A 26349-nucleotide genomic window follows, 5' to 3' on the forward strand; every position below is an offset into this window, starting at 1 on the left:
GATTATTGATATATGTACAGATTCCGAAATAGTTTTTGTTTACGGATGATGATGCTTGCAGGCGTTCTGGTATTCGGAACGCCTGTGGGTGTTTTTGCAGAAGAAGCGGATCATTCCATGGAGGGACAGATCTCCAAGCCCCAGCCATCCGGAGAGAGTGATGCAGATAGTTTTGTGGATGATTCCACAGATAATACTTACGGATATTATACGATCATGGGGTGTACCACAGTGACTGGGGAGGATATGGTGGCGCAGTATGAGGCGCAGAATGTGGAATATCCTTCCGGTATCCTGACAGAGGGTGGCGCACCGGACATTGATACGTTTTGCACAATTGTGACAGAGGAAGCGGATGCGGAGGGTGTCCGTGGGGAGGTTGTTTTTGAGCAGGCGATGCTTGAGACCGGTTGGCTTCAGTTTGGCGGAGATGCCAGTGCCGGGCAGTTTAATTTTTCCGGACTTGGGACTACCGGCGGCGGTGTTGCCGGAAATTCCTTTCCGGATGTCAGGACCGGGATTCGGGCTCAGGTACAGCATCTGAAGGCTTATGCGTCTTCGGATGAACTGAATCAGGTCTGTGTGGATAACCGTTTTCAGTATGTGACCCGGGAGAGTGCACCTTATGTGGAATGGCTTGGGATTCAGGAGAATCCTTACGGCGGTGGATGGGCCGCCGGGAGAAGCTATGGATATAAGCTTAGAAGCCTTCTGGCAAATCTGAAAGGTGAGGAATATACCTGGCCGGAGAGCACAGAGGCTGTGGAGAAATGATGAAATGGAGATGTGCGTCTGAATAAAAACAGGCGCACATCTTTTTGTGTCAAAGATTAATTAATTCAATTCCAGATTTTCAAGTTCCTGAGATGGAATCTTAGGGTCTGAGCCATCTACATATTTCTTGAGTGCTTTGGAGGTTTTTGCGAAGCCGGCATTGGTTCCTGCACCGCCGATGCAGCCTCCCGGACAGGCCATTCCTTCGATCATGCAGTTTTTGATCTTGCCGGCTTTGGCCAGAGTGAGAACTTTTTTGCACTCAGCGAGGCTTTCAGCGTGTTCGATGTGGACGGGGACATCAGGATAATATTCCTTCAGACAGGCTTCAATGGCACCAGCTACGCCGCCGGCGATGGCGTATCCTCGTCCTGCGGCGGTTGCGGCCTGGGTTTCTTCCGGAATATCCTCGCATGCAGATGGAATGATATCTTTGGCATCGAACAATCCCCAAAGTTCTTCGAAAGTGATAACAAAATCCACATCACTTCTTACGGAATGGCGCATGGCTTCCAGTTTCTTGGAGGCGCATGGTCCGATGAATACTACTTTCGCATTGGGATGTTCTTTTTTTACAATGCGGGCAGTTGCCACCATCGGGGTCAGTTCCTGTGAGATGTTGTCAATCATAGCCGGGAAGTATTTCTTCGCCATTACAGACCATGACGGACAGCAGGAGGTAAGCAGGAACGGGAGATTGCCGGTGGCTACTTCTTTTGCATAATGATGGGCCTCGGAAATACAGCCGATGTCTGCGCCGAGTGCTACTTCATAAATATTGGAAAATCCAAGCTGAGTTAAAGCAGAGCGGAATTTACCGGGAGTTACATCTTCACCGAACTGATTGATGTAAGCTGGTGCAATTTCTGCAATAATCTCAGTTCCCTCACGGAGGGCATGTGCCAGCTGGAAAATCTGGGATTTATCAGAGATGGCACCGAATGGGCAGCTGACCATACACATACCGCAGGATACACATTTATCCTGGTTGATGGAAGCGCGTCCCTGTTCATCGCTTTCGATGGCTTTTACACCGCAGGCGCGTTCGCAGGGACGTTCTTTATGGGCGATGGCGTCGTAGGGACAGACAGCTTTGCATCTTCCGCAGTGAATGCATTTGTCCTGGTCGATGAAGGATTTTCCGTTTACCATGGAAATGGCGCCTTTGGGGCAGGTGAGTAAACAGGGATGTGCAACACAGCCGCGGCACATGTTGCTGACTTCGTATTTGTTGGATTCGCATGCGGAACATGCGGAAGGAATCACCTGCATAAGAGGTGGTTCATAATATTTTTCATCAATATTGCTGGCTTTTACGCCATCAGTAAGATGTACAGAACGGTTCTCCGGGCGGAGGGAAAGTCCCATGGCCAGACGGACACGTTCACTTGCAACAGCTCTTTCACGATAGATGCTCTCGCGGTATTTCGCACGTTCTTCTACAATATTGTAAGGAATGGATTCGATATCGTGGATAAGGGATTCGTCCGTGGATTCAAATCCGATCTTTGCAATTTCTGTAAAAATTTTTCGCCGGATCTGTTTAACTGGTGTGTCGAGATTTCGCATAAATGTTCTCCTTTTCAAAAAATGATTAAAATGTTTTCCACGCACTTTTTATTCATCTTATAGTAATTGAGAAATAAAATCAACAATAGGAAATGTTTTTTTAGCAGAAACAAAAAAAGAATATTTGTTTCTTTATTGTCATGAATGTTAAAAAATGCACATTTATTATAAAAAATAGATGCAAAACCAGTAAGACGTTGTAAACTTTCTAATATATTCTGAAAAAAACGAAAAAATATCTTGTGAAAAATGACGATATAAGTTATAATTAAAAGCACGAAAATAGTGCAATATAATGATAGGCACGTAAATGAGGCACTGACAGAGTGTTAAAGCATTAACCTGTAGTGGAACAGGTTGATCAAGTGGAAAATCTATGAGAAACAAGGAGGGAACCGAATGTTAGACCAGACGTATTACAGGAAAACGGACGAGATCATCGAGCACTACGGCCGGAAAGCTGCATCACTGATTCCGATCATGCAGGATATTCAGGCTGAGTACCGTTATCTTCCGGGAGAGCTTCTTACTTATGTTGCGGAACAGATTGGTGTAAAAGAAGCGAAGGCGTACAGTGTAGCTACTTTCTATGAGAACTTTTCCTTTGAGCCGAAGGGCAAGTACATCATCAAGGTATGTGACGGTACTGCCTGTCATGTACGTAAGTCCATGCCTGTAAAGGAAGCAATGCTGAAGGAGCTTGGACTGAGTCATAAGAAGCATACTACAGATGATATGATGTTTACCGTTGAGACAGTCTCCTGTCTTGGTGCCTGCGGACTTGCACCGACACTGACTGTAAATGATGAAGTTCACCCGAAGATGACTCCTGAGAAGGCTGTTGAGCTTTTAAATGAATTGAGAGGTGAGAGCGTATGAGTATAACCAGTATGGAAGATCTGAAAAACAAACAGGCTGAGGTTAAGAAGAATCTTGATGGCTATACCTGCCGTGTTCTCGTCTGTTCCGGTACCGGATGTATTGCTTCCGGTGCTCAGAAGATTTATGAAGAAATGTCAAGACTTTGCGAGGGAATCGAGGGCGTTGCAGTTGAGATGCAGAAGGATGTTCCTCATGTAGGAATCGTTAAGACCGGATGCCAGGGCTTATGTGAGCTTGGTCCTCTTATGAGAATTGAGCCATATGATTATCAGTATGTACATGTTCAGGTAGATGACTGTCGCGAGATCGTAGAGAAGACCGTGATCTGCGGACTGCCTGTTGAGCGTCTGTTTTATCGTCATGATGATGAGGCCTGTCCGCATCCGAGTGACATTCCGTTCCTGAACCAGCAGACAAGGATCGTTCTTGAGAACTGTGGCAAGATCGATGCAGAGTCCATTGATGAATATATTTCCGTAGGCGGCTTTTCCGCAATGGCGAAGGCGTTCTTTGAAATGACCCCACAGGATGTTATTGATGAGATCACGAAGTCCGGCCTCCGCGGCCGTGGCGGTGCAGGTTTCCCTGCAGGCAAGAAATGGTCACAGGTTGCACGCCAGCCGGAAAAAGTCCGTTATGTAGTATGTAACGGTGATGAGGGTGACCCGGGAGCATTTATGGATGGCTCTGTAATGGAAGGTGATCCTTACAAGATGATCGAGGGTATGGTGATCGCTGCCTATGCAGTAGGTGCAGAGGATGGTTATATTTATGTACGTGCCGAGTATCCTCTTTCTGTACAGAGACTCCGGATGGCCATTGAGCAGGCAGAGTCCTATGGCCTTCTTGGCGATAATATCCTTGGTTCCGGTATCAATTTCCACTTACATATCAATCGCGGTGCCGGAGCGTTCGTATGTGGTGAAGGTTCTGCCTTGACTGCCTCTATCGAAGGCAACAGAGGTATGCCTCGAGTAAAACCTCCGAGAACTGTCGAGCAGGGTCTGTGGGGTAAACCTACTGTTCTCAATAACGTAGAGACCTACGCCAACGTACCGAAGATCATCCTTCAGGGTGCTGACTGGTTCCACACCATCGGTACAGAAGGAAGCCCCGGAACAAAGACCTTCTCACTTACCGGTTCCATTGAGAACACCGGTCTTATCGAGGTGCCGATGGGAACAAGTCTCCGCCATATCATTTATGACATCGGCGGTGGTCTTAAGAGTGGTGCTGCATTTAAGGGAGTACAGATCGGCGGACCATCCGGTGGATGTCTGATCGATGACCAGATCGATCATCCGCTTGATTTTGATTCCGTTAAGAAGCTGGACGCTATCATGGGATCCGGCGGACTGGTTGTTATGGATGAGAATACCTGTATGGTAGAGGTTGCACGTTTCTTCATGAGCTTTACACAGCGTGAGAGCTGTGGTAAATGTGTTCCTTGCCGTGAAGGTACGAAACGTATGCTTGAGATCCTGGAGAGGATCGTTGAAGGCAAGGGCGAGCTTTCTGACCTGGATGAGCTGGAAGAGCTTGCAAACATGGTTCAGAGCATGGCACTGTGCGGCCTCGGTAAGAGTGCACCGCTTCCAGTCATCAGTACTCTGAAGCGTTTCCGTGACGAATATGTAGAGCATATCGTAGATAAGAAATGTCGTGCGAAGGTCTGCACGGCGCTCCGTCAATTCCATATCAATCCTGAGTTCTGTATCGGCTGCGGCAAGTGTGCGAAGAACTGTCCGGCTGGTGCGATTTCAGGAAAGATCAAGCATCCACATGTAATCAACAACGACGTATGTATCAAATGCGGATCCTGTAAGGATAACTGTAACTTTGATGCGATTTATGTGGAAGCATAGAAGGGAGGATATCTTATGGGTACAATGACAATTGACGGAAGAAAAGTAGAATTTACCGACGAAAAAAATGTCCTGACAGTCATCAGGAATGCCGGTATCAATATCCCCACACTGTGCTATCATTCAGAGGTTTCCACATTTGGTGCCTGTCGTCTCTGTACAGTTGAGGATGACAGAGGCAAGACATTTGCTTCCTGTTCCGAGCAGCCGAGAGACGGAATGGTTATTTATACCAATTCCGGCCGTATTAAGAAATATCGTAAACTGATCGTGGAGCTGCTTCTTGCAGCACATTGCCGTGACTGTACAACCTGTGTAAAGAGCGGCGAATGTATCCTGCAGGAGCTGGCACATCGCCTTGGTGTGCGTAATATCCGCTTCGAAAATACAAGAGAACAGCATGAGATCGATGACAGTTCACCGTCCATCATCCGTGATCCGAACAAATGTATCCTCTGCGGCAACTGTGTACGTGCCTGCGAGGAGCTTCAGGGAATCGGAGCTCTTGGATTCGCATTCCGTGGAACAGAAGCCATGGTTATGCCTGCATTCAATAAAAAGATTGCTGAGACACAGTGTGTAAACTGTGGTCAGTGCCGTGTTTACTGTCCGACAGGTGCGATCTCTATCCGTACACATATGGATGAAGTATGGGATGCACTGGCTGATAAGAATACTCGTGTTGTTGCACAGGTTGCACCGGCAGTTCGTGTTGCAGTTGGTGATCATTACGGACTTGCCAAAGGCAGAAGTGTTATGGGTAAAATCGTTAACGCGCTTCACAGAATGGGCTTTGACGAAGTATACGATACCACATTCAGTGCCGACCTTACCATCATGGAAGAGACCAAGGAGTTCCTAAACAGAGTGGAGAAGGGTGAGAATCTTCCGCTTCTGACTTCCTGCTGTCCTGCATGGGTGAAGTTTATCACTGATCAATATAAAGAATATGTTCCGAACATTTCTACCTGCCGTTCCCCACAGGGAATGATGTCTGCGGTTATCAAGGAATACTTCCGTGATCCGGAGCATGCAGCAGGCAAGAAGACCGTTATGGTTTCCATTATGCCATGTACAGCCAAGAAGGCAGAGGCAATCCGCCCCAACAGCTTTACCGATGGCGAGCAGGATACCGATATCGTTATCACAACCACAGAGCTTCTCCGCATGATCGATAACTTTGGTCTTGATTTTGCAACACTGGATCCGGAAGCATGTGATATGCCGTTTGGATTTGGTTCCGGCGGTGGCGTTATCTTCGGTGTTACCGGTGGTGTTACCGAGGCAGTTCTTCGAAGACTGAGCCCGGATCACAGCAAGGAAGCCATGCATGAGATTGCAGAGTGCGGTGTTCGTGGTGAAGAGGGAATCAAGGAATTTACCGTGCCGTATAAAGGAATGGATATCAATGTATGTGTTGCCAGCGGCCTTGCAAATGCAAGAATCGTTATGGAACGTGTAAAGAACGGTGAGGCAAACTATCATCTGATCGAGGTTATGGCGTGCCGCCGTGGATGTATCATGGGTGGTGGTCAGCCGACCAGATCCGGTGACAGGACCAAGGCAGCCAGAGCAAGGGGTCTGTATAATGCAGATAATACCATGATCATCAAGAAATCCGATGAGAACCCGCTGGTTCTGGAGCTTTATGAGGGACTTCTCAAGGGCAAGGAGCATCATCTGCTTCATAATGAGTTTTATATTAAAGACTGATGTAAGGAATACAAATGGCTGCTGTTCTCGTTGAACAGCAGCATATAAGAAGCCTTCCGGGCATATACTGTGGTATGCGGGAACTATCTTTTGCAGATGGTTTCCGGAGCTTACAGGCCAGTATATGCAGGGAGGCTTTTTTATATGGAAAACTTTCAGGTTTACCGTGATATCCAGGCACGGACGGGCGGGGATATCTACATAGGGGTTGTGGGCCCGGTCCGTACAGGAAAATCCACATTTATCCGGAGATTTATGGAACTGGTGGCACTGCCTGCGCTTAGTGAGGGAAAAAGAGCAGAGCTTCAGGATGAACTGCCGCTCAGTGGCGCCGGGAAAATGATCACAACCGTAGAACCCAAATTCATTCCAAAAGAAGCGGTGGAGGTATCCATAGGGGAAAACCAGAAGATCCGGGTAAAGCTTATTGACTGTGTGGGCTTTTTGGTAAAGGATGCATCCGGAAATGTGGAAGAAGGCAGGGAACGGATGGTCAAAACACCATGGCAGGAAAAAGCAATCCCGTTTCATGATGCGGCCCGGATCGGGACGGAAAAAGTGATCAGCCAGCATTCCACCATTGGAATTGTAGTTACAACAGATGGAAGCTTTGGGGAAATTCCAAGAGAAAATTTTATTCCGGCAGAAGAACAGACGATAAAAGAGCTGAAAGCCCAGGGAAAACCCTTTCTGATCCTGGTAAACTCCCAGACTCCCTACAGTGAGGAAACCGGAAAAACTGTAAAACATCTGGAAGAGAAATTCGGAGTATCCGTTCTGGCAGTCAACTGTGAACAGCTTAGAAAAGAGGATGTGACCAGGATCCTGGAGAAGCTCCTTTATGAATTCCCGATTAGTGAGATAGAGCTATTTGTTCCCAGATGGGTGGAGATGCTTTCTCCGGAACATGAGGTAAAGGCGGCTCTGTTAAATGAGATTCGGGAAAAGATGACAAGACTTACTCATGTGCGGGATGTAAGCAGAGAATCGGTATATCTGGAATGTCCATATGTGGAAGATACATTGCTTGAACAGGTCAGTCTTTCCGATGGAAAAGTCCGTATCCGGATCGCAGTAAAAGACATTTATTATTATCAGATGCTCAGTGAAATGAGCGGGATATCCATGGAAAGCGAATATGAACTGATCCAGACCATAAAAGAGCTTGCCGGTATGAAGGAACAATTTGTAAAAGTCCAGGCTGCCCTGGAAGCGGTAAAAGGAACAGGGTATGGGGTTGTTGTGCCTGAGCTTTCCGAGATCACTATTGAGGAACCTGAGGTGATCCGTCAGGGAAATAAATTCGGAGTAAAGATCCGGTCAAAAAGTCCGTCCATTCATATGATCCGGGCGGAGATCGAAACGGAGATCGCTCCGATCGTTGGTACAGAACAGCAGGCGGAGGATCTGATAAAGTATATCAGAGAAAGCCCGGAGCGAGGGGAAAGTATCTGGGAGACCAATATTTTCGGAAAATCTATCCAGCAGCTGGTGGAAGACGGAATCCGGAACAAGCTGGCCATGATCAGTGAAGAAAGTCAGGTGAAGCTTCAGGATACTATGAAGAAGATCGTAAACGACAGCAAAGGCGGACTGGTGTGTATCATCATATGAATGGAGAATAGAATTGCAAAGCAAAAAGGACGTTCTTCAGCAGACGTCCTTTTTTTGATGTTGTTTTTTCCATTCTGCGATAAACTGAAGCTGTTCCTGGTCAGATAGTTCCTGGGAAGCGGCGTCATTTCCTGCAGCGGCACAGCAGAAAAGAACAAAGATCTGGAGTCCGAAGAATACAAGAAAAAAGAGAAGCATAGAAAAACCTCCTTTATTTTTCAGATATGTTAAGTATTGGAGGAGATAATGTATTTTATACATTATATTGCAAGAAAATCTAATTATCACCGGGTATGAAGATTTTTAAAACAGGAGGAAAAGAAACCATGAAAAAGAGAAGATTCGCACAGCTTGTTCTCATGATCACAATGCTGTTTTGCCTGACATTTGGTACAGTGTATGCGCAGGCGGCAACAACAGCAACCACAACAACCGCAAAAGCAGCCATTAAAAATGGCTGGAAAAAAGAGGGCGGTCAGTATTATTACTACATAGGACAGGCTAAGGGCTGGCATACCGGTGTTTATGGAAACTACAGCTACGGAATGGACAATCAGATCCAGAAAACAGTTAATTTCCGTACAGGAAGAGGAAACTAAATAAAAAATATACAGCAAAGATCCCGGGGATTCAGAGGTAAGATCCCGGGGTCTTTTTATATAAAACGAGTAGCGGGAAAGATGGCCGCAGAATAAGCTAAAGAAAGGTCAGCTGTCCGACGGGAGAGCTTTGGAAAGGTATAAAAGGATGTATACAGGGAAAGGGATAGGCGTGGCAGTTCTGGATACCGGTATTTTTCCCCATATAGATTTTGGCAGCCGTATTTCCGTGTTCCGTGATTTTACAGGAATCAGACGCAGCCCATATGATGATAACGGACATGGGACTCATGTCAGCGGGATCCTTGCAGGGGACGGAACTGCATCAGGTGGAAAATATAAAGGGGCTGCACCTGGCTGCAGTATCGTTGCTTTGAAGGTTCTGGATCGTTTCGGGAACGGAAGCAGGGAGGATGTGATGCGGGCATTTCGGTGGATCATGGAATTTGGAAGTATTTATCATATCCGTATCGTTAATATTTCAGTGGGAACAACATCCCGGGATCATAAGGAACAGACAGATCTTCTTGAAGGAGTGGAAAAACTCTGGGATCTGGGATTTGTGGTGGTAGCTGCAGCAGGAAATCAGGGACCGGGGGCCGGCACGGTAACAGCACCGGGAAGCAGCCGGAAGATCATTACCGTAGGCTCCAGTGATATGCTGAATGGCAGAAAGGCAGTTTCCGGAAGAGGCCCTACCTTTGACTGTGTATGCAAACCGGATCTGGTAGCGCCGGGAAGCCAGGTCATTGCCTGTGCACCGGGACTGCCGTATTCATATGGGCTCAAAAGCGGAACCTCCATGTCGACGCCTCTGGTGTCAGGAGGAATCGCCTGCCTTCTGGAAAAAGATCCTCGGCTTTCTAATGTAGAGGTAAAGATGTTGTTAAGAGAAAGTGCAGAAGATATGGGACTTCCCAGAAATCAGCAGGGATGGGGAAAATTTAACTGTGAAAAACTGTTGGCAGGTTGAATTATTATACAATTCTTATAAACAAAGCGTGGTAACGCACAAAAGCGTTGACGGAACCGGAAAATATGAGTACAATGTACAGTAAAAGTGCTGAAGAAAGATTCTAAAGGAAAGAGCACCTGGAATCCGAACAGGAGAATAAACCTCAAAAGGAGAAAATAATATGGAAAAAATCAAAATGCAGACACCTTTAGTTGAGATGGACGGAGACGAGATGACCCGTATCCTGTGGCAGATCATCAAGGATGAACTTCTCACACCGTATCTGGAACTGAATACAGAATATTATGATCTTGGTCTTGAGCACAGAAATGAGACAGATGATCAGGTTACCATTGATGCAGCAGAAGCAACCAAAAAATACGGAGTAGCCGTAAAATGTGCCACGATCACACCAAATGCAGCCAGAATGGAAGAGTACGACCTGAAAAAAATGTACAAAAGTCCAAACGGAACGATCCGTGCTATTCTTGATGGAACTGTATTCCGTGCGCCGATCGTTGTAAAGGGAATCGAGCCATGTGTAAAGAACTGGGTGAAACCGATCACACTTGCACGTCATGCATATGGAGATATCTATAAGAATACAGAATTCTATATTGACAAGCCGGGAGATGCATATCTTGTATTTGAGGGCGAAGACGGAGAAGAGCGTAAGGAGCTGATCCAGCATTTTGACGGAGCAGGTGTTCTCCGTGGCATGCATAATCTTGATGATTCTGTAAAGAGCTTTGCGAGAAGCTGCTTTAATTATGCATTGGACACAAAGCAGGATGTATGGTTCGGAAGCAAGGATACCATTTCCAAAACATATGATGGAAGATTTAAAGAGATTTTCCAGCAGATCTTTGATGCAGAGTTTAAGGATAAATTTGAGGAAGCCGGCCTGACCTATTTCTACAGTCTGATCGATGATATCGTAGCCCGTGTTATGAAGGCAGATGGCGGTTTTATCTGGGCATGCAAGAACTATGACGGAGATGTTATGAGTGACATGGTATCTTCCGCATTTGGCTCTCTTGCCATGATGACCTCTGTACTGGTATCACCGAAAGGATATTTTGAGTATGAGGCTGCTCACGGAACAGTTCAGAGACACTATTATCGTCATCTTGAGGGAAAAGAAACATCCACAAACTCCGTTGCAACGATCTTTGCATGGACAGGAGCTCTCCGCAAGAGAGGTGAACTGGACGGAAATGAAGCACTTGCTGATTTTGCAGGAAAACTGGAAAAAGCGACACTGGATACCATTGAAAGCGGAAAGATGACCAAGGATCTTGCGCTGATCACTTCCCTGAAAGAGGTACAGGTATTGAACAGCAAAGAGTTTATCCTTGCTGTAAAGACAAAACTGGATGAACTGATGGCATAAATAACAGAAATTTCAGAACTTCAAGTAATCTCATAAAAATAAAAAACTGCACCGGAAGATCCTGGGATGGATCACGGTGCAGTTTTTTCATGAGGGATATATGTGGATCATCTTATCTCTGTCAGACCGAAGCGTTCATGGCCTGCTGTACATGTTCCACAAGGATCTGCCGGACCTGGGGATATTCTCCAAGTCCCTTCAGTACAGGGGTGACTTCATATCCTTCGGAAGAAAGACGGTTCATCCAGGAGTCCGAATCTGCACCGGCCAGATCGTTCTGTGCATGGTCGCCGGCTACGATCATGAAAGGCGCCAGCACGATCTTTTTCGGATGAAAGCTGTCGGCAGCCCGGAGAAGGGAGTCCAGGGCCGGATAGGCTTCTACAGTTCCAAGAAAAATATTTTTATGTCCGGTATCTTTAAAACGGTAATCCAAAGCAGCATAAACCGTGTTTGCGTAGTGCTCTGTTCCATGTCCCATCATTACAAGTGCAGTGTCCGGATCCATGTCCCGGAATTCATCTGCAACTACCCGGACGATTGCCTGGTTATCTTCTTCTGTTGTGAGAAGAGGATTTCCGAAAACAATACTGGAAAAACGGTCACGAAAAGAAAGCGCATCGGCTTTCATCTGATCATTTTCGATACCGTTGATCACATGAGTCGGCTGTACGATCACATCGGTGATACCATCCAGAAGCATCTGTTCCAGAGCTTCCTTTACCGTGTGGATCGTAAGACCGTCCCGCTTTTTCAGTTTGGCAATGATCATTTTGCTTGTCCATGCACGGTAGGTGGGACAGGCAGGGAATGCATCGGCAATATCGTGCTCGATGGCTTCGATGGTAAGTTTACGGGTGTTTTCATAGCTTGTGCCGAAACTTACTACTAGGATCGCTTTTTTTGAAGCTGAGTTCATACGGGGATTTCCTCCATCCTGATAATTATGGTGATTATGATAAACTCTTTATATTTCTCCGCTGGAATATAAAGATAATCCGCAATTTCTACCATAAGATATTATAAAAGGGAGGGCTGACATTGTCAATCGTAGTTGACTTTCCCTGTGGAAATGTTTATCATTATAAAAGATTGTGAAAACAAAGGAGAAACGTAGGACATGAGTATATTCATGCTTGGAATCGATCATAATATGGCACCTGTAGATGTCAGAGCGCAGTTTGCCTTTACCCGCAAAAATACCGGAGAGGCGCTGCACAGGCTGAAAGAAGAAGCTGGGATCTGCGGGTGTATTATTCTGTCGACCTGTAACCGGCTGGAACTGTGGGTAAGTACTGCAGATGAGAAGAAGCCAGACCTGTATCAGTGGCTTTGTTCGTTGAAAGGTGTGCAGGGAGAACAATACCAGAAGTATTTTACCAGCAGAGAAAATGAAGAGGCGGTGGAGCACCTTTTTTATCTTACCAGCGGACTGAAATCCCAGATTCTGGGGGAAGATCAGATCCTGACCCAGGTAAAAGAGGCGTTGAGCATGTCAAGGGATGAGTTTACCACAGACAGTGTTCTGGAGGTGCTTTTCCGTATGGCGGTAACTGCAGGCAAGAAGATCAAAACGGAAGTGCCGTTTTCCCATGGAAATCCTTCTGTGATCCATCAGGCTATCCGTTTTCTGGCAGAAGGCGGTTACGATGTTCGCAATAAAGTCTGTATGGTGATCGGAAACGGTGAGATGGGGAAGATGGCTGCCCAGACACTGCGTGAAGCAGGAGCGGATGTGACGGTTACGATCCGTCAGTACAGAAGTGGTGTTGTGAGTATTCCGGTTGGATGCAGCAGGATCAATTATGGTGAGAGAATGGACTATCTGCCGGAGTGTGACCTGGTGGTCAGCGCAACAGCAAGCCCCAATTATACACTGACGGAAGAATTGTTTGAGGATGTACGTGTGGAACGACCTATGATCCTTATCGATCTGGCAGTTCCAAGAGATATTGATCCGGAGATCCGAAAAAAAGATAACATCACACTTTATGATATGGACAGCTTCCGAACCGACGAGACACCGAAGGAACTTGCAGATAACCTGGAAGCAGCAGGCTCCATTGTGAAGGACCAGATGAACGAATTTTTCCAGTGGCTGGAAGGTCGTGATATCATCCCGCGCATCCAGGAGATCAAAGCGGATGCTGTGGAAGATCTGAACCTGAGGATCGAAAAAATCTTCCGGAAAACTCCTATGGAGGATTCAGATAGAGAAAACCTGAAAAAAGCAGTGGATACTGCAGCCGGAAAGGTTGTAAACAAGCTGATCTTCGGGCTTCGGGACAGTCTGAATCAGGATGCTTTTCTGGAATGTGTGGAAGGACTGGAGAAACTTTATGAAGAATAAACCTTATTTCCCCATGTTTATAGACCTGTCCGATAAAAATATCGTTGTGGCAGGAGGCGGCAATATTGCTACCAGAAGAATAAAGACTCTTCTGAAATTTACAAGAAATATCACAGTGGTGGCTACAAAAGTGACCCAGGAACTTATGGACCTTGGAAAAGCAGGAACTGTAACTTTACATATCCGTCCCGTGAAACGTTCAGACTTTGCCAACGCATATATGGTGATCGCAGCCACCAATGACTGGAAGCTGAATGATGAGATCCACCGTGTCTGTAAGGAGGAGGGCATTTATGTCAATGTAGCCTCCGACCGGGAAGCCTGTGATTTTTATTTCCCAGGCGTATATATGCGGGATGAAATGGTAGTTGGAGTTACAGCCAGCGGACTGGATCATAAAAAAGCAAAGCGTGTAAGGGAAGAAATCCAGAAAGCGCTGGAAAAAGTACTGGGAGAGCAGGATGAAGATGAAGAGAGATAAGATCGTGATCGGCAGCAGAGAGAGTAAGCTTGCAGTGCTGCAGAGCGAAATGGTCCGTGACTACATAAAAGAAAAAAATCCGGATCTGGAAGTGGAAATCCTCACTATGAAAACTACCGGGGATATCATTCTGGACCGTACACTGGATAAGGTTGGCGGAAAAGGGCTTTTTGTAAAGGAACTGGATAAAGCACTGATAGATGGAAGAAGTATTCTTTCTGTGCACAGCCTGAAAGATATGCCTATGGAGGTTCCGGAGGAACTGCCGCTGCTGGCTTTTTCCAAAAGAGAAGATCCGAGAGACGTACTGGTTCTTCCTGATGGAGTTTCTGAACTTGATAAAAGCAAGCCCCTTGGATGCTCCAGCTTAAGGAGAACCTTACAGCTTAAAAAACTGTATCCGGATATGGATGTCAGAAGTATCCGCGGAAATCTTCAGACAAGACTCCGGAAGCTGGATGAAGGACAGTACAGTGCATTGATCCTGGCTGCTGCCGGTCTTAAGAGACTTGGATTGGAATCCAGGATCAACCGGTATTTTACAGCAGATGAGATCATTCCGGCTGCTGGCCAGGGAATCCTTGCTGTACAGGGAAGAAAAGGGGAAGCTTATGATTTCCTGGAGGGCTACTGTGATAAGGATGCCTGGACCGCGGGAAGTGCGGAGCGTGCTTTTGTAAAGCTCCTGGATGGAGGATGCTCTTCTCCGGTGGCTGCCCATGCGGAAATTCTCGGGGATGAGATCTATCTCAGAGGGCTTTATTATAATGAAAAAGACGGTTCCTATGTAACAGGAACACTGCGTGGCAATAAGGCAGATGCGGAAAGCTTAGGCAGGGAACTGGCAGAAACTCTTCGGAAAAAAGGAGAAAACAGATGAAAACAGGAAAAGTATGGCTGGTAGGAGCGGGTCCTGGCGATATCGGCCTTTTTACATTAAAAGGCCTCAAAGTGCTAGAACAGGCAGATGTGGTCGTCTATGACAGTCTGGTAGGTCAGGGAGTTCTGTCAAGAATCCCGGAAAATGTCAAGCTGATCAATGTAGGCAAACGTGCCAGTCACCATATCATGCGTCAGGAAAATATCAATCAGGTACTTCTTGAGGAGGCACAGCGGGGTCTTCGTGTGGTGCGCCTGAAAGGCGGAGATCCATTCCTCTTTGGAAGAGGAGGAGAGGAACTGGAGCTTCTTCGGGAGAATGGGATTCCTTATGAGGTTGTTCCGGGTGTTACTTCCTCCATTGCAGTACCGGCATATAACGGGGTTCCGGTAACACACAGGGATTTCTGTTCTTCAGTCCACATCATTACAGGACATAAGAGGGCCGGAGAAGAATACGATATAGACTTCCGTGCGCTTGTTGATACAAAGGGAACTCTTGTGTTTCTGATGGGCGTGTCCGCGCTTCCGGATATCTGCGAGGGTCTGATAGGTGCAGGAATGGAAAAGGATATGCCTGCGGCGATCCTGCAGAAGGGAACTACAGCAGGTCAGAAACGGATCGTAGCAACAGTTTCTACCCTGGAAGAAGAGGTGAAACGTCAGGGAATCGAGACCCCGGCGATCATTGTGGTGGGTAAGGTGTGTACACTGGCAGAGAAGTTTGGCTGGTATGAAGAACTGCCGCTTTCAGGATGGAAAGTCCTTGTCACAAGACCGAAAGAGCTTGTTTCCAGAACTGCGGACAAGCTTCGTGAAAAAGGCGCGGAGGTTCTGGAACTTCCGGCGATCCGTACTGTCCCCATGGAAGATCAGAATCGTCTCTATAAAGCACTGGATCACCTGGAGGAATATCAGTGGCTTGTATTTACCAGCCCTACAGGTGTAAGGGTATTTTTTGAGGAACTGATCCGCCAGGGAAAAGATATCCGTGCCATGGGAAATGCCCGTTTGGCCGTGATCGGGGAAGGAACAAAAAAGGCCCTGAAGGAAAGAGGTCTGCTGGCAGATTTTGTGCCGTCGGTATATGACGGGGATACTCTTGGAAAGGAACTTTCAGAGCTTCTCTCCGGTGGAGAAAAGATACTCATCCCGCGGGCAGAAAAGGGAAATGAAAAACTCACTGCATTTCTTGCACAGGCAGGTGCTGTGATCGAGGATGTTCCGACCTATCAGACTCTTTACGAAAAGAGCCAGCTCATCGATGAGAAGAAGGAATTTGAAACAGGACAGATCAGCTGTGCGGTGTTTACAAGTGCCTCCACTGTGAAGGGATTTGTGGAGGGAACAAAAGGACTGGATTATTCAAAGGTTAAGGCAGCCTGCATCGGCAGACAGACGAAGGCGGCTGCTGAGAGCTTTGGAATGAAAGCATATATGTCAGAAAAAGCCACCATTGACAGTCTTGTCAAGCTGGTGGAGGATATGAAAAGGAGCGAATGATCATGGAACTGACAAAAAGACCAAGAAGATTAAGAGGCAGCGAAAACCTTCGTAAAATGGTACGTGAGACAAGAATGGATAAATCTTCTCTTATGTATCCTATGTTCGTAATGGAAGGAGAAAATAAGGAAGAAGAAATTCTGTCCATGACCGGGCAGTACCGTTACAGCCTGGACCGTCTTCCATATAAACTGGAGCAGCTTTCCAAAGCCGGTGTAGGCAGTGTGATGTTTTTTGGTATTCCTGACCATAAGGATGAAGTGGGCAGCGGTGCCTATGATCCGGAGGGAATCGTTCAGAGAGCTCTTCGCATTGCAAAAGAGAAATTTCCGGAGCTTTATTATGTAACAGATGTATGCATGTGTGAGTACACTTCCCATGGCCATTGCGGCGTTCTCTGCGGTCATGATGTGGACAATGACAAGACACTGGAGCTTCTTGCAAAAACAGCACTTTCCCACGTGGAGGCAGGTGCAGATATGGTTGCTCCGTCTGATATGATGGATGGTCGTGTTGCAGCGATCCGCCAGTGTCTGGACAAGGCAGGGCATTATACAACACCGATCATGTCCTATGCAGTAAAATATGCTTCTGCATTTTATGGTCCGTTCCGTGAGGCAGCAGATTCTGCTCCGTCTTTTGGGGACAGAAAAAGCTACCAGATGGATCCTCACAACAGCAGAGAAGGGCTGAAAGAGGCACTTGCAGATGTGGAAGAGGGTGCAGATATCATCATGGTAAAACCGGCTCTTGCATACCAGGACATGATCTGGCAGGTAAAGGAGATTACAAACGTTCCGGTTGCCGCATACAGTGTCAGTGGTGAGTATGCAATGGTAAAAGCAGCAGCTGCAAACGGCTGGATCGACGAAGAAAGGATCGTGGGTGAGATGGCTACAGGAGCATTCCGTTCCGGTGCGCAGATCTATCTTACCTATTATGCGGAGCTTCTGGCAAGACTTATGGATGAAGGGAGGATCGGCTGATGACAAGATCAGAACAGTTATTTGAGCGTGCGGTAAAAAGAATCCCGGGAGGCGTAAACAGCCCGGTAAGATCTTACGGAGCCATCGGTGAGGCACCTCGTTTTATTGAAAAAGCAGATAAATGCTACATCTATGATGTAGATGGAAACCGTTATGTGGATTACATTGATTCCTGGGGCCCGATGATCCTGGGACATAATTTCCCGGAGATCCGCGAGAGTGTGATCAAGGCCTGCGAAAATGGCCTGAGCTTTGGCTGTGCTACAGGAATCGAAGTAGAGATCGCAGAATTTATCTGTGAACATATTCCACATGTAGATATGATCCGTATGGTAAACTCAGGAACAGAAGCTGTTATGAGTGCCATCCGTGCAGCAAGAGGTTTTACCGGAAAAGACAAGATCATCAAATTTGCAGGTTGCTATCACGGACACAGTGACTGCCTTCTGGTAAGTGCCGGCTCCGGTGTCATGGCAAGTGGTATTCCGGACAGCGCCGGTGTTCCGAAGGGCTGTACACAGGATACCATGACGGCTACCTACAATGATGCCGCCAGTGTGGAAGCACTTCTCAAACAGGAAGAGGGAAATGTGGCAGCCGTGATCGTGGAGGCAGTAGGAGCAAACATGGGTGTGGTTCCTCCGAAACCAGGTTTCTTAAAGCGGCTTCGTGAGCTTTGCGATGAGCACAATTGTCTGCTGATCTTTGATGAAGTGATCACAGGCTTCCGACTTGCCTTTGGCGGAGCAGCAGAGTATTTTGGTATCCGTCCGGATCTTGTCACCTACGGGAAAATAATCGGCGCAGGAATGCCGGTAGGCGCTTATGGCGGACGTAAGGAGATCATGGATCTGATCTCACCGTGTGGTCCTGTATACCAGGCAGGTACCTTAAGCGGAAACCCGGTTGCCATGGCTGCAGGTTTCACACAGCTGAAATATCTCTATGAGCATCAGGAAATCTACAAAGATCTGGCTGCCAAAGGTGAGAAGCTTTACGGCGGCTTGAAGAAGATCGTGGAGGAAAAAGGTCTTCCATATCAGGTAAACTATGATTCTTCTCTGGCAAGTATTTTCTTTACAGACCAGGAGGTAAAAGACTATGTTTCTGCAAAAACATCCAACCTGGAGCTTTTTGCAAAATATTTCAAGGGAATGCTGAAACGAGGCATTCATCTTGCACCTTCCCAGTTTGAGGCGATGTTCCTTTCCACAGCGCATACAGATGAAGTAATTGATGAAACTCTGGAAGCAATGAGAGGCGCTTTGGGAGATCTGTAAAGAGGCGTAATGGATGCGCAGGAGCCGATCCATTTGCGTGGATCATGTGTGAACGCCATAGTGAACGGCAGCTTTGCGTAAAAAATTGCACAAAAGATAACAGGATGGTAACTTGTTCTTGCAGAAGCTTTGTGATAAAATAAACACAAAAATACGTAACCAATGTAAAAAGCAGGAGGCCAGAACTTATGGGAAAAAAGAAGTACGTGGCTTACGTGGGAACATATACCCATGGAACCAGTAAGGGAATTCAGGTATACGATGTAGATGTAGAAAAAGGAACACTCACAGAACGAAGCGAAGTGGAAGTTAGCAATGCTTCTCATCTGGCGGTATCAAAAAACGGTAAATATCTGTATTCCATTGAGGATGAAGGTGTAGCTGTATTTGAAAGAGACAAGAACGGTGATCTTACCCGCCTCAACAGTGTGGATATCAACGGAATGCGAGGCTGCTATCTTGCAACAGATGTGGACGGAAGATATCTTTATGTGGCAGGGTACCATGATGGTAAGGTAACGGTTGTACATACACATAAAGACGGCCGTCTGGGAAGTGTTATGGACGGCGTTTTCCACAAGGGACTTGGAAGCGTGGCAGAGCGTAACTTCCGTCCGCATGTTAATTGTGTACGTCCGACACCGGATAATAAGTATCTCTGTGCGGTAGATAATGGTATCGATCAGGTTAAGATCTATCGTATCAATAAGAAGAAAGACAAACTGGAGCTGGTTGACATTCTTCGCTGCCCGAGAGAGAGCGGCCCTCGTATCATCCGTTTCAGTGATGACGGAAGATTTGCATATCTTCTTTTTGAGCTCAGCAATGAGGTGAAGGTATACAGCTATGGCGGAAGCGGTAAGAATCCGGAGTTCCAGCTGCTTCAGAGCATTACCACTCTTGGAAAAGAGGATTCCAATGATGCGCTTCATAACGCAGCTTCCGGTATGTCTCTTTCTGCGGACGGTAAATATCTTTTCTGTACAACAGCAGGGGAAAATACTGTGACTATGTATGCAGTAGACCAGGAAACAGGCCTTCTGACCAAGAAATTTACACTTCCGATCAGTGGTGATTACCCGAAGGATCTTATGATCTTCCCGGATAACAAGCATATTGCTGTTGCAAATCATGGAAGTAACAGTATTACTGTTTTTACAGTAGATTACGAAAAAAATATTATTATGATGAATGAGAAGCCAAGAAAGATCGAAACACCGAACAGCATCCATATCTGGCCGGTGCCGGGAGATGTGGATGGCATCTGCAAATAATTCTTTTCGGTAAATGACTGCAACGGCCAGATATCCGGATACAAAAACAGACTCAGGGATAAGCAATAAGATTCCCTGAGTCTGTTTTTTGCTGGAAAAACATTTGGCATTACGGATGAATCCACGGATCTGCCGGGAATGAGGGCGGTTTTATCTGCGATAGAATTCGTGGATGCGGTCCATGCGTGCGCTCATATTGGCAAAAAGTGCATCGGTGATGGTGAGAGCTGCCATGGCTTCCACAACAACTACGGCACGTGGAACAATAACAGGATCATGGCGTCCTTTGATCTCAAGCTCCAGATTTTCGCCGGAGCTGGTTACGGTGGACTGGGGCTGGCTGATCGATGGTGTTGGTTTGATATGGGCACGGAAGATAATGTCACTGCCGTCACTCATACCGCCCATGATACCGCCTGCATGGTTGGAGGTCTTGGAAATGATGCCGTCTTTCTGGACAAAACCGTCGTTGTCTTCGGAACCGGTAAGACGTGTCACATTGATGCCGTCACCGATCTCAACAGCTTTTACAGCACCAATGGACATGATCGCATGAGCGAGGGTAGCATCCAGCTTGTCAAAAACCGTATCGCCCAGACCGGCAGGAACGTTTTTGATGCGGCATTCGATCACGCCGCCGGCACTGTCCTGACTGTTCAGGCACTGTTCGAGATAGGCAGATGCCTTTGCGGCTGCGTCGGCATCTGGCATGCAGAGTGCATTATTTCGGATCTCTTCTTCTGAGAAGGACCGGATCTCTACAGGACCGATGGATCTTGCGTAGGTAGTAAATGTAATGCCAAGTTCGTTTAACAGCTTGATGGCAATGGCACCGGCTGCCACACGTCCGGCGGTTTCTCTTCCGGAGGAGCGTCCACCTCCACGGTAATCACGGAATCCATATTTCTGTTCAAAGGTAAAGTCTGCGTGACCGGGACGATAGGAGTATGCGATATTTCCGTAATCTCTGGAACGCTGATCTGTATTGCGGATCAGAAGAGAAATTGGAGTACCGGTAGTCTTTCCTTCAAAAACTCCGGAAAGGATCTCCACCAGATCGCCTTCCTTACGGGCAGTTGTATAACGGCTCTGACCGGGCTTTCTCCGGTCAAGAAAAACCTGGATATCTTCTTCACAGAGAGAAAGACCTGCGGGACAGCCGTCGAGAACGGCACCGATGGCCTTGCCGTGAGATTCTCCCCAGGTGGTAACCACGAATTTTTTTCCGAATGATGACTGACTCATTTGTATAACTTCCTTTCGTTGGAATTCTGGAATCATTATATAGGAAGCCGGAAAAAATGTAAAGAACGTGGAATGCAGAATGAATTTTTATGTAAAGATCATGTGAAATTAATTAAAAGCTTTTTTAAAAAGAAAATGTATGAATTGACAAAGCTATTTTGACTATTTATAATAAAAAAGAATTTTGCCCTGGCAAAAGAAAAGCAAGAGAAGGGAAGTGGGAATCGTGGTAAGGATTTACAAGACAATAGACGGAGCCATCCACCAGATACAGGAACCGGAGGAAGGCTGCTGGATTGCGCTGACGAATCCGACGGCAACAGAGATTTTTGAATTTTCCGAGAAGTTTGATATAGAGGTTGACGATTTACGATCCCCTTTGGATGAGGAAGAACGGTCACGTATCGAAGTTGAGGATAATTATACACTGATCCTGGTTGACGTTCCTATGATCGAGGAACGTAATGACAAGGACTGGTATGGGACAATACCGCTTGGCATCATTGTGACGGGATCTATGATCTTTACCATCTGCCTGGAGGACACACCGGTTCTTACCAGATTTATGGAGGGAAGAGTCCGGAGCTTTTTTACCTATATGAAGACCCGTTTTATCTTTCAGATCCTTTACAGAAATGCGAGCATGTACCTGCGTTATCTGCGTATCATTGACAAAAAAAGTGAGCAGGTGGAAGAAAAACTGCATCTTTCCACAAGAAATGAGGAGCTGATCGAGCTTCTGGAGCTGCAGAAATCCCTGACTTATTTTATTACGTCACTCCGGTCTAACGAGGTTGTGCTGGAGAAGCTTCTGAAGATAGACAGTATCAAAAAATATCCGGAGGACACCGATCTTCTGGAGGATGTCATCACTGAGAACAAGCAGGCGATCGAAATGGCCAATGTGTACAGCGGTATCCTGAACGGAACTATGGATGCCTTTGCATCGATCATCTCCAACAATATGAATATCGTTATGAAAGTACTGGCGATCATTACCATTGTCATGAGTATTCCGACCATTGTGTTCAGTGCCTACGGAATGAATGTGGCTGGTTCCGGTATGCCTTTATCAAGGAGTCCATTGGGATTTCTGATCATTATCCTGATTTCTGTGGCGATTAGTGTTGTGGCAGCGATCATTCTTTCCAAAAAGCGATTTTTCTGATTTTCAAAAGTTTTCTGAAAGGAGATTTTAATGAAATTTATTGATAAGCTGGAACGTAAATTTGGAAGATTTGGGATTCCGAATCTGACTGTTTACATCATTGGATGCTATGTGCTGGGATATTTTCTGGCCATGTTTGCTCCGGGAGTTTTGAATATGCTGAGTCTTGATATGTCCATGGTCATGAAGGGACAGATCTGGAGACTGGTGACATGGGTGATCTATCCGCCATCCAGTGTGGGAGGAACCGGAAATCTTGTGATGTTCCTTCTCGCAATCTTTTTCTTCTATTATCCGATCGGTACTTCACTGGAACGTACCTGGGGAACTTTCCGGTACACATTGTATATTTTTTCAGGTGTTTTGTTTACTGTGATCGCAGCAGTGCTTTTACATGTATTTACAGGTGGTTATGTGGTGATGAACGGGATCGCCTACTCTCTTGGCGGAAATATTTTTACCACATATTATATCAGTCTTTCCATTTTCCTTGCCTATGCAGTCACATATCCGGATCTTCAGCTGCTTCTTATGTTTGTGATCCCGATCAGGATGAAATGGATGGCCTTTGTATACGGACTGTTCATTGCGTGGGATATCGTATCTTATCTTCGAGTCGGGCTTTGGGTAGGCGTGGTGCCGATCGTAGCATCACTTTTAAACTTTGTGATCTTTTATTTCAGTACCCGAGATATGAATCGTTACAATCCGAAGGAAATTCACAGGAGGCAGCAGTTTAAGAAGGCGATGGCTCCTTCCAGAACGGGCTCTGGTCCGGATGGGATCGCCAAGCATAAATGTGCGATCTGCGGACGTACCGAAAAGGATGATCCAAATCTGGAGTTCCGTTTCTGCTCAAAGTGCAACGGAAATTATGAATATTGTCAGGATCATTTATTTACACATAAACACGTACAGTAAAACGCACAAACGAAGGAGAGCATTATTATGAAAAAAACTAAGATTATCTGTACACTTGGACCTGCCAGCAATAACAGGGAAACTCTGAAGGCTCTTATGGAGAATGGAATGGATATTGCCAGATTCAACTTTTCTCACGGAGACCACGAGGAACAGAAGGGCCGTGTGGATATGATCAAAGAGCTTCGTGAGGAACTTGATATGCCTATTGCCATGCTTCTTGACACAAAGGGACCGGAGATCCGTACCAGACTTTTAAAGGACGGACAGAAGGTTAAGCTGGAAGCAGGAAAACAGTTTGTACTTGGAATTGGCGATTTTGAAGGCGACAGCACAAAGGTCGCTATCACATATGAGACACTTTACAAGGATGTAAAACCGGGAAACAGGATTCTCATTGATGATGGTCTGATTGAGCTTGAGGTTAAGACAATCAAGGGAACCGATATTGTCTGTGATATCTTAAACGGTGGTGAGCTGGGAGAGAAGAAGGGTGTGAATGTTCCCTATGTAAAAGTAAATCTTCCGGGAATCACAGAGCAGGATAAAAAGGATATCATCTTTGGTATCGAACAGAAATTTGATTTCATCGCGGCATCTTTTGTCCGTTCCGCAGAGGTGATCCGTGAGATCCGTAAGCTTCTGAATGATAATGGCGGAAAAGATATCGGTATTATCGCGAAGATCGAGAATGCAGAGGGTGTTGAGAATATTGATTCCATCATTGAAGCATCTGATGGCATCATGGTTGCCAGAGGAGATCTCGGTGTGGAAATTCCTGCAAGCCAGGTACCTCACATCCAGAAGGAGATCATCCGTAAGTGTAACGAACATTATACACCGGTTATTACGGCAACACAGATGCTTGATTCCATGATCCGTAATCCGCGTCCTACACGTGCAGAGGTAGCTGATGTTGCCAATGCGATCTACGACGGAACCGATGCGATCATGCTTTCCGGAGAGACAGCAGCCGGTAAATATCCGATTGATGCTCTTAAGATGATGGCAGATATCGCAGAGATGACAGAGCCGCATCTGGATTATAAAGTGTTTATTGAACATCGTTCCATGGACGGAAGAGAGAAGATCTCCAGTGCAGTGGCACTTGCAACGGTGCGTACTGCAAAGAACCTGAAGGCAAACGCTATCGTAACACCGACAATGAGTGGAAATACAGCCAGACTGATCTCCAATTTCCGCCCGAAGGTTCCGATCTATGCGATCACACCGAACTCAACCATCCAGCATAAACTTCAGCTGATCTGGGGCGTAACACCTCTGAAAGGATATCAGAGAGATACCACGGACCATATCATGTCTCAGGCTATGAATGTTGTCCGCAGCCGTCATCTGATACATAAAGGAGATCTTGTTGTATTTACAGCAGGAGACCCTGCGACCAACATGACAAACGGTCGTGGTGCAGTGACAAATATGATGCACGTGATCGAGGCAGAATAAGACTGAGGTTTCTTCGGGAATAGCAGTCGGAAAAACAGGAGATGCAGTTATTATGAAAAAAGAACCATTTGTGACACTTGAGAAACTCAATGAGATTACTGAAAAGTTTCCGACACCCTTCCATCTCTATGATGAGAAAGGAATCCGTGAGAATGCAAAAGCCCTGAAAGAGGCTTTTGCATGGAACAAAGGATTCAAGGAATTTTTTGCGGTAAAGGCAACACCGAATCCATATCTGATCAATATTCTGCAGGAGTATGGCTGTGGCTGCGACTGCTCCTCAGAAACAGAACTTATGATGGCCAAGGCAGTAGGCTGCAAAAAGGGCGATATCATGTTTTCTTCCAATGACACACCGGAGAAAGAGTTCAGATATGCAGATGAGATCGGTGGAATCATCAACCTTGATGACATCACACATATTGAGAGCGTAGAGAAAGCTCTCGGAAAAATCCCGGAAGTGATCAGCTGCCGTTACAATCCAGGTGGAGTATTCAAGATCAGTAACGGTATCATGGATAATCCCGGAGATGCAAAATACGGAATGACTACCGAGCAGATCTTTGACGCATTCCGTATCCTAAAATCCAAAGGTGCCAAAGAGTTCGGAATCCATGCATTCCTTGCAAGCAACACAGTGACCAATGACTATTATCCAATGCTTGCAAAGGTTATGTTTGAGCTTGCCGTGAAGCTTCAGAAGGAGACAGGTGCACACATTAAATTCATCAACCTTTCCGGTGGTATCGGAATTCCTTATAAACCGGATCAGGAGCCAAACGATATCCGTGTGATCGGTGAGGGTGTCCGAAAGGTTTATGAAGAAGTCCTTGTTCCGGAAGGAATGGGTGATGTTGCGATCTATACAGAGCTTGGCCGTTTCATGATGGGACCGTATGGCTGCCTTGTCACAAAAGCGATCCATGAGAAACATACACATAAAGAATATATCGGCGTAGATGCCTGCGCAGTAAATCTGATGCGTCCGGCTATGTATGGTGCTTATCATCACATTACGGTTATGGGTAAGGAGAACGAACCGTGTGATCATAAATATGATGTGACAGGTTCCCTCTGTGAGAATAATGATAAATTTGCCATTGACCGTATGCTTCCGAAAATCGATAAGGGAGATCTTCTTGTGATCCATGATACAGGTGCTCATGGTTTTGCAATGGGCTACAACTACAATGGTAAACTGAAATCTGCAGAGATCCTTCTTCATGAGGATGGCAGCTTTGAGATGATCCGTCGTGCCGAGACACCGAGAGATTATTTTGCAACATTTGACTGCTTCCCTGTTTTTGAGAAACTTCTTCAGGATGAAGATGAATTGAATTGAAATAAAATAGCAAAAATATATAAAAACAGCCTTCTATGCATCCTGGTAATGATGCATAGAAGGCTGTTTCATGTTTAAGTGTCTGATAAGAG

23 protein-coding genes are annotated in these 26349 nt (G+C 46.2%); 19 read left to right on the forward strand and 4 right to left on the reverse strand.

The window, feature by feature from the left end:
- Positions 1-12 precede the first annotated feature (12 nt).
- Entirely contained in the window at positions 13-774 is a 762-nt protein-coding gene (locus LKD46_RS05840; RefSeq protein ID WP_330575498.1) for a glucosaminidase domain-containing protein, read from the forward strand.
- Between the two features lie 60 nt (positions 775-834).
- On the opposite strand, the gene LKD46_RS05845 is transcribed toward LKD46_RS05840, so the two are convergent.
- Positions 835-2343 (reverse strand): 4Fe-4S dicluster domain-containing protein, encoded by a 1509-nt coding sequence (locus LKD46_RS05845; RefSeq protein WP_138277588.1) that lies wholly within the window; start codon positions 2341-2343, stop codon positions 835-837.
- 399 nt (positions 2344-2742) lie between these two features.
- Between LKD46_RS05845 and LKD46_RS05850 the strand changes: the two genes are divergently transcribed.
- The 4 genes from LKD46_RS05850 to spoIVA all read left to right on the forward strand — a co-directional run bounded on the left by LKD46_RS05850 (position 2743) and on the right by spoIVA (position 8417).
- Positions 2743-3222 carry a complex I 24 kDa subunit family protein gene (locus tag LKD46_RS05850; RefSeq protein ID WP_015525285.1) on the forward strand — a complete coding sequence of 160 codons (480 nt, stop codon included), beginning with the start codon at positions 2743-2745 and terminating at the stop codon, positions 3220-3222.
- Entirely contained in the window at positions 3219-5090 is a 1872-nt protein-coding gene (locus LKD46_RS05855; protein ID WP_118514461.1) for an NADH-quinone oxidoreductase subunit NuoF, read from the forward strand. Before LKD46_RS05850 ends, LKD46_RS05855 begins: the two co-directional genes overlap by 4 nt.
- 15 nt (positions 5091-5105) lie before the next feature.
- A complete protein-coding gene (locus tag LKD46_RS05860) occupies positions 5106-6803 on the forward strand; it encodes a [FeFe] hydrogenase, group A (protein ID WP_118514459.1) in 1698 nt (565 codons plus the stop codon).
- A gap of 144 nt (positions 6804-6947) precedes the next feature.
- Positions 6948-8417, forward strand: coding sequence for a stage IV sporulation protein A (gene spoIVA / locus LKD46_RS05865; protein ID WP_118514457.1), 1470 nt, complete (start codon positions 6948-6950; stop codon positions 8415-8417).
- A 36-nt stretch (positions 8418-8453) separates the two neighbouring features.
- Here the strand turns inward: spoIVA and LKD46_RS05870 are convergent, their stop codons facing one another.
- Complete coding sequence (locus LKD46_RS05870; RefSeq protein ID WP_015525281.1) at positions 8454-8615, reverse strand: hypothetical protein; 162 nt, start codon at positions 8613-8615, stop codon at positions 8454-8456.
- 128 nt (positions 8616-8743) lie between these two features.
- On the opposite strand from LKD46_RS05870, the gene LKD46_RS05875 reads away from it, so the two are divergent.
- The 3 genes from LKD46_RS05875 to LKD46_RS05885 all read left to right on the forward strand — a co-directional run bounded on the left by LKD46_RS05875 (position 8744) and on the right by LKD46_RS05885 (position 11364).
- A complete protein-coding gene (locus LKD46_RS05875; RefSeq protein ID WP_227573919.1) occupies positions 8744-9016 on the forward strand; it encodes a hypothetical protein in 273 nt (90 codons plus the stop codon).
- 148 nt (positions 9017-9164) lie between these two features.
- On the forward strand, positions 9165-9989 hold the full coding sequence (locus LKD46_RS05880; RefSeq protein WP_227573920.1) for a S8 family peptidase: 825 nt from the start codon (positions 9165-9167) through the stop codon (positions 9987-9989).
- Positions 9990-10152: 163 nt separating this feature from the next.
- Positions 10153-11364, forward strand: coding sequence for an NADP-dependent isocitrate dehydrogenase (locus LKD46_RS05885; RefSeq protein ID WP_059085918.1), 1212 nt, complete (start codon positions 10153-10155; stop codon positions 11362-11364).
- A gap of 121 nt (positions 11365-11485) precedes the next feature.
- Here the strand turns inward: LKD46_RS05885 and LKD46_RS05890 are convergent, their stop codons facing one another.
- Positions 11486-12283 (reverse strand): sirohydrochlorin cobaltochelatase, encoded by a 798-nt coding sequence (locus tag LKD46_RS05890; protein WP_227573921.1) that lies wholly within the window; start codon positions 12281-12283, stop codon positions 11486-11488.
- A 201-nt stretch (positions 12284-12484) separates the two neighbouring features.
- Between LKD46_RS05890 and hemA the strand changes: the two genes are divergently transcribed.
- The 7 genes from hemA to LKD46_RS05925 all read left to right on the forward strand — a co-directional run bounded on the left by hemA (position 12485) and on the right by LKD46_RS05925 (position 20117).
- Complete coding sequence (gene hemA / locus LKD46_RS05895) at positions 12485-13714, forward strand: glutamyl-tRNA reductase (protein WP_118514447.1); 1230 nt, start codon at positions 12485-12487, stop codon at positions 13712-13714.
- On the forward strand, positions 13704-14195 hold the full coding sequence (locus LKD46_RS05900) for a precorrin-2 dehydrogenase/sirohydrochlorin ferrochelatase family protein (protein WP_118514445.1): 492 nt from the start codon (positions 13704-13706) through the stop codon (positions 14193-14195). Before hemA ends, LKD46_RS05900 begins: the two co-directional genes overlap by 11 nt.
- The gene (hemC, locus tag LKD46_RS05905; RefSeq protein ID WP_334303262.1) at positions 14182-15075 is read left to right on the forward strand and encodes a hydroxymethylbilane synthase; all 894 of its coding nucleotides are present in this window, start codon (positions 14182-14184) and stop codon (positions 15073-15075) included. The genes LKD46_RS05900 and hemC overlap by 14 nt, the downstream gene beginning before the upstream one ends.
- Positions 15072-16577, forward strand: coding sequence for a uroporphyrinogen-III C-methyltransferase (gene cobA, locus LKD46_RS05910; protein ID WP_227573923.1), 1506 nt, complete (start codon positions 15072-15074; stop codon positions 16575-16577). Before hemC ends, cobA begins: the two co-directional genes overlap by 4 nt.
- A 2-nt stretch (positions 16578-16579) precedes the next feature.
- Positions 16580-17563, forward strand: coding sequence for a porphobilinogen synthase (gene hemB / locus LKD46_RS05915; protein WP_227573924.1), 984 nt, complete (start codon positions 16580-16582; stop codon positions 17561-17563).
- On the forward strand, positions 17563-18843 hold the full coding sequence (hemL, locus tag LKD46_RS05920) for a glutamate-1-semialdehyde 2,1-aminomutase (protein WP_015525262.1): 1281 nt from the start codon (positions 17563-17565) through the stop codon (positions 18841-18843). The genes hemB and hemL overlap by 1 nt, the downstream gene beginning before the upstream one ends.
- A gap of 188 nt (positions 18844-19031) precedes the next feature.
- Positions 19032-20117, forward strand: a complete 1086-nt coding sequence (locus tag LKD46_RS05925) for a lactonase family protein (protein ID WP_227573925.1) — start codon at positions 19032-19034, stop codon at positions 20115-20117.
- A gap of 150 nt (positions 20118-20267) precedes the next feature.
- Here LKD46_RS05925 and aroC read toward each other — a convergent pair whose 3' ends face one another.
- Positions 20268-21362: a chorismate synthase gene (gene aroC, locus LKD46_RS05930; RefSeq protein ID WP_227573926.1), complete on the reverse strand. Its 1095-nt coding sequence runs from the start codon at positions 21360-21362 to the stop codon at positions 20268-20270.
- Between the two features lie 226 nt (positions 21363-21588).
- Here aroC and LKD46_RS05935 point away from each other — a divergent pair, with 226 nt between their 5' ends.
- From LKD46_RS05935 to LKD46_RS05950, 4 genes are read left to right on the forward strand one after another with little or no spacing between them, the layout of a single operon-like run.
- A complete protein-coding gene (locus LKD46_RS05935) occupies positions 21589-22530 on the forward strand; it encodes a magnesium transporter CorA family protein (RefSeq protein WP_022426904.1) in 942 nt (313 codons plus the stop codon).
- Positions 22531-22560: 30 nt separating this feature from the next.
- A complete protein-coding gene (locus LKD46_RS05940) occupies positions 22561-23451 on the forward strand; it encodes a DUF1751 domain-containing protein (RefSeq protein WP_118514435.1) in 891 nt (296 codons plus the stop codon).
- A 27-nt stretch (positions 23452-23478) separates the two neighbouring features.
- Positions 23479-24915, forward strand: coding sequence for a pyruvate kinase (pyk, locus tag LKD46_RS05945; protein ID WP_227573927.1), 1437 nt, complete (start codon positions 23479-23481; stop codon positions 24913-24915).
- A gap of 52 nt (positions 24916-24967) precedes the next feature.
- Positions 24968-26257 (forward strand): diaminopimelate decarboxylase, encoded by a 1290-nt coding sequence (locus LKD46_RS05950; RefSeq protein WP_227573928.1) that lies wholly within the window; start codon positions 24968-24970, stop codon positions 26255-26257.
- Positions 26258-26349 lie beyond the last annotated feature (92 nt).

Origin of the sequence: Blautia fusiformis, from assembly GCF_020686995.1 — a bacterium.
GTDB lineage: Bacteria > Bacillota > Clostridia > Lachnospirales > Lachnospiraceae > Blautia_A > Blautia_A fusiformis.

Coding starts and splice junctions, on each gene's coding strand:
- LKD46_RS05855 (WP_118514461.1), top strand. CDS start 3,219: ATGAGTATAACCAGTATGGAAGATCTGAAAAACAAACAGGCTGAGGTT.
- LKD46_RS05850 (WP_015525285.1), top strand. CDS start 2,743: ATGTTAGACCAGACGTATTACAGGAAAACGGACGAGATCATCGAGCAC.
- LKD46_RS05885 (WP_059085918.1), top strand. CDS start 10,153: ATGGAAAAAATCAAAATGCAGACACCTTTAGTTGAGATGGACGGAGAC.
- aroC (WP_227573926.1), bottom strand. CDS start 21,362: ATGAGTCAGTCATCATTCGGAAAAAAATTCGTGGTTACCACCTGGGGA.
- LKD46_RS05875 (WP_227573919.1), top strand. CDS start 8,744: ATGAAAAAGAGAAGATTCGCACAGCTTGTTCTCATGATCACAATGCTG.
- LKD46_RS05890 (WP_227573921.1), bottom strand. CDS start 12,283: ATGAACTCAGCTTCAAAAAAAGCGATCCTAGTAGTAAGTTTCGGCACA.
- LKD46_RS05900 (WP_118514445.1), top strand. CDS start 13,704: ATGAAGAATAAACCTTATTTCCCCATGTTTATAGACCTGTCCGATAAA.
- LKD46_RS05870 (WP_015525281.1), bottom strand. CDS start 8,615: ATGCTTCTCTTTTTTCTTGTATTCTTCGGACTCCAGATCTTTGTTCTT.
- LKD46_RS05940 (WP_118514435.1), top strand. CDS start 22,561: ATGAAATTTATTGATAAGCTGGAACGTAAATTTGGAAGATTTGGGATT.
- LKD46_RS05925 (WP_227573925.1), top strand. CDS start 19,032: ATGGGAAAAAAGAAGTACGTGGCTTACGTGGGAACATATACCCATGGA.
- hemA (WP_118514447.1), top strand. CDS start 12,485: ATGAGTATATTCATGCTTGGAATCGATCATAATATGGCACCTGTAGAT.
- LKD46_RS05840 (WP_330575498.1), top strand. CDS start 13: ATGTACAGATTCCGAAATAGTTTTTGTTTACGGATGATGATGCTTGCA.
- LKD46_RS05860 (WP_118514459.1), top strand. CDS start 5,106: ATGGGTACAATGACAATTGACGGAAGAAAAGTAGAATTTACCGACGAA.
- hemL (WP_015525262.1), top strand. CDS start 17,563: ATGACAAGATCAGAACAGTTATTTGAGCGTGCGGTAAAAAGAATCCCG.
- pyk (WP_227573927.1), top strand. CDS start 23,479: ATGAAAAAAACTAAGATTATCTGTACACTTGGACCTGCCAGCAATAAC.
- spoIVA (WP_118514457.1), top strand. CDS start 6,948: ATGGAAAACTTTCAGGTTTACCGTGATATCCAGGCACGGACGGGCGGG.
- LKD46_RS05845 (WP_138277588.1), bottom strand. CDS start 2,343: ATGCGAAATCTCGACACACCAGTTAAACAGATCCGGCGAAAAATTTTT.
- hemB (WP_227573924.1), top strand. CDS start 16,580: ATGGAACTGACAAAAAGACCAAGAAGATTAAGAGGCAGCGAAAACCTT.
- LKD46_RS05950 (WP_227573928.1), top strand. CDS start 24,968: ATGAAAAAAGAACCATTTGTGACACTTGAGAAACTCAATGAGATTACT.
- hemC (WP_334303262.1), top strand. CDS start 14,182: ATGAAGAGAGATAAGATCGTGATCGGCAGCAGAGAGAGTAAGCTTGCA.
- LKD46_RS05880 (WP_227573920.1), top strand. CDS start 9,165: ATGTATACAGGGAAAGGGATAGGCGTGGCAGTTCTGGATACCGGTATT.
- cobA (WP_227573923.1), top strand. CDS start 15,072: ATGAAAACAGGAAAAGTATGGCTGGTAGGAGCGGGTCCTGGCGATATC.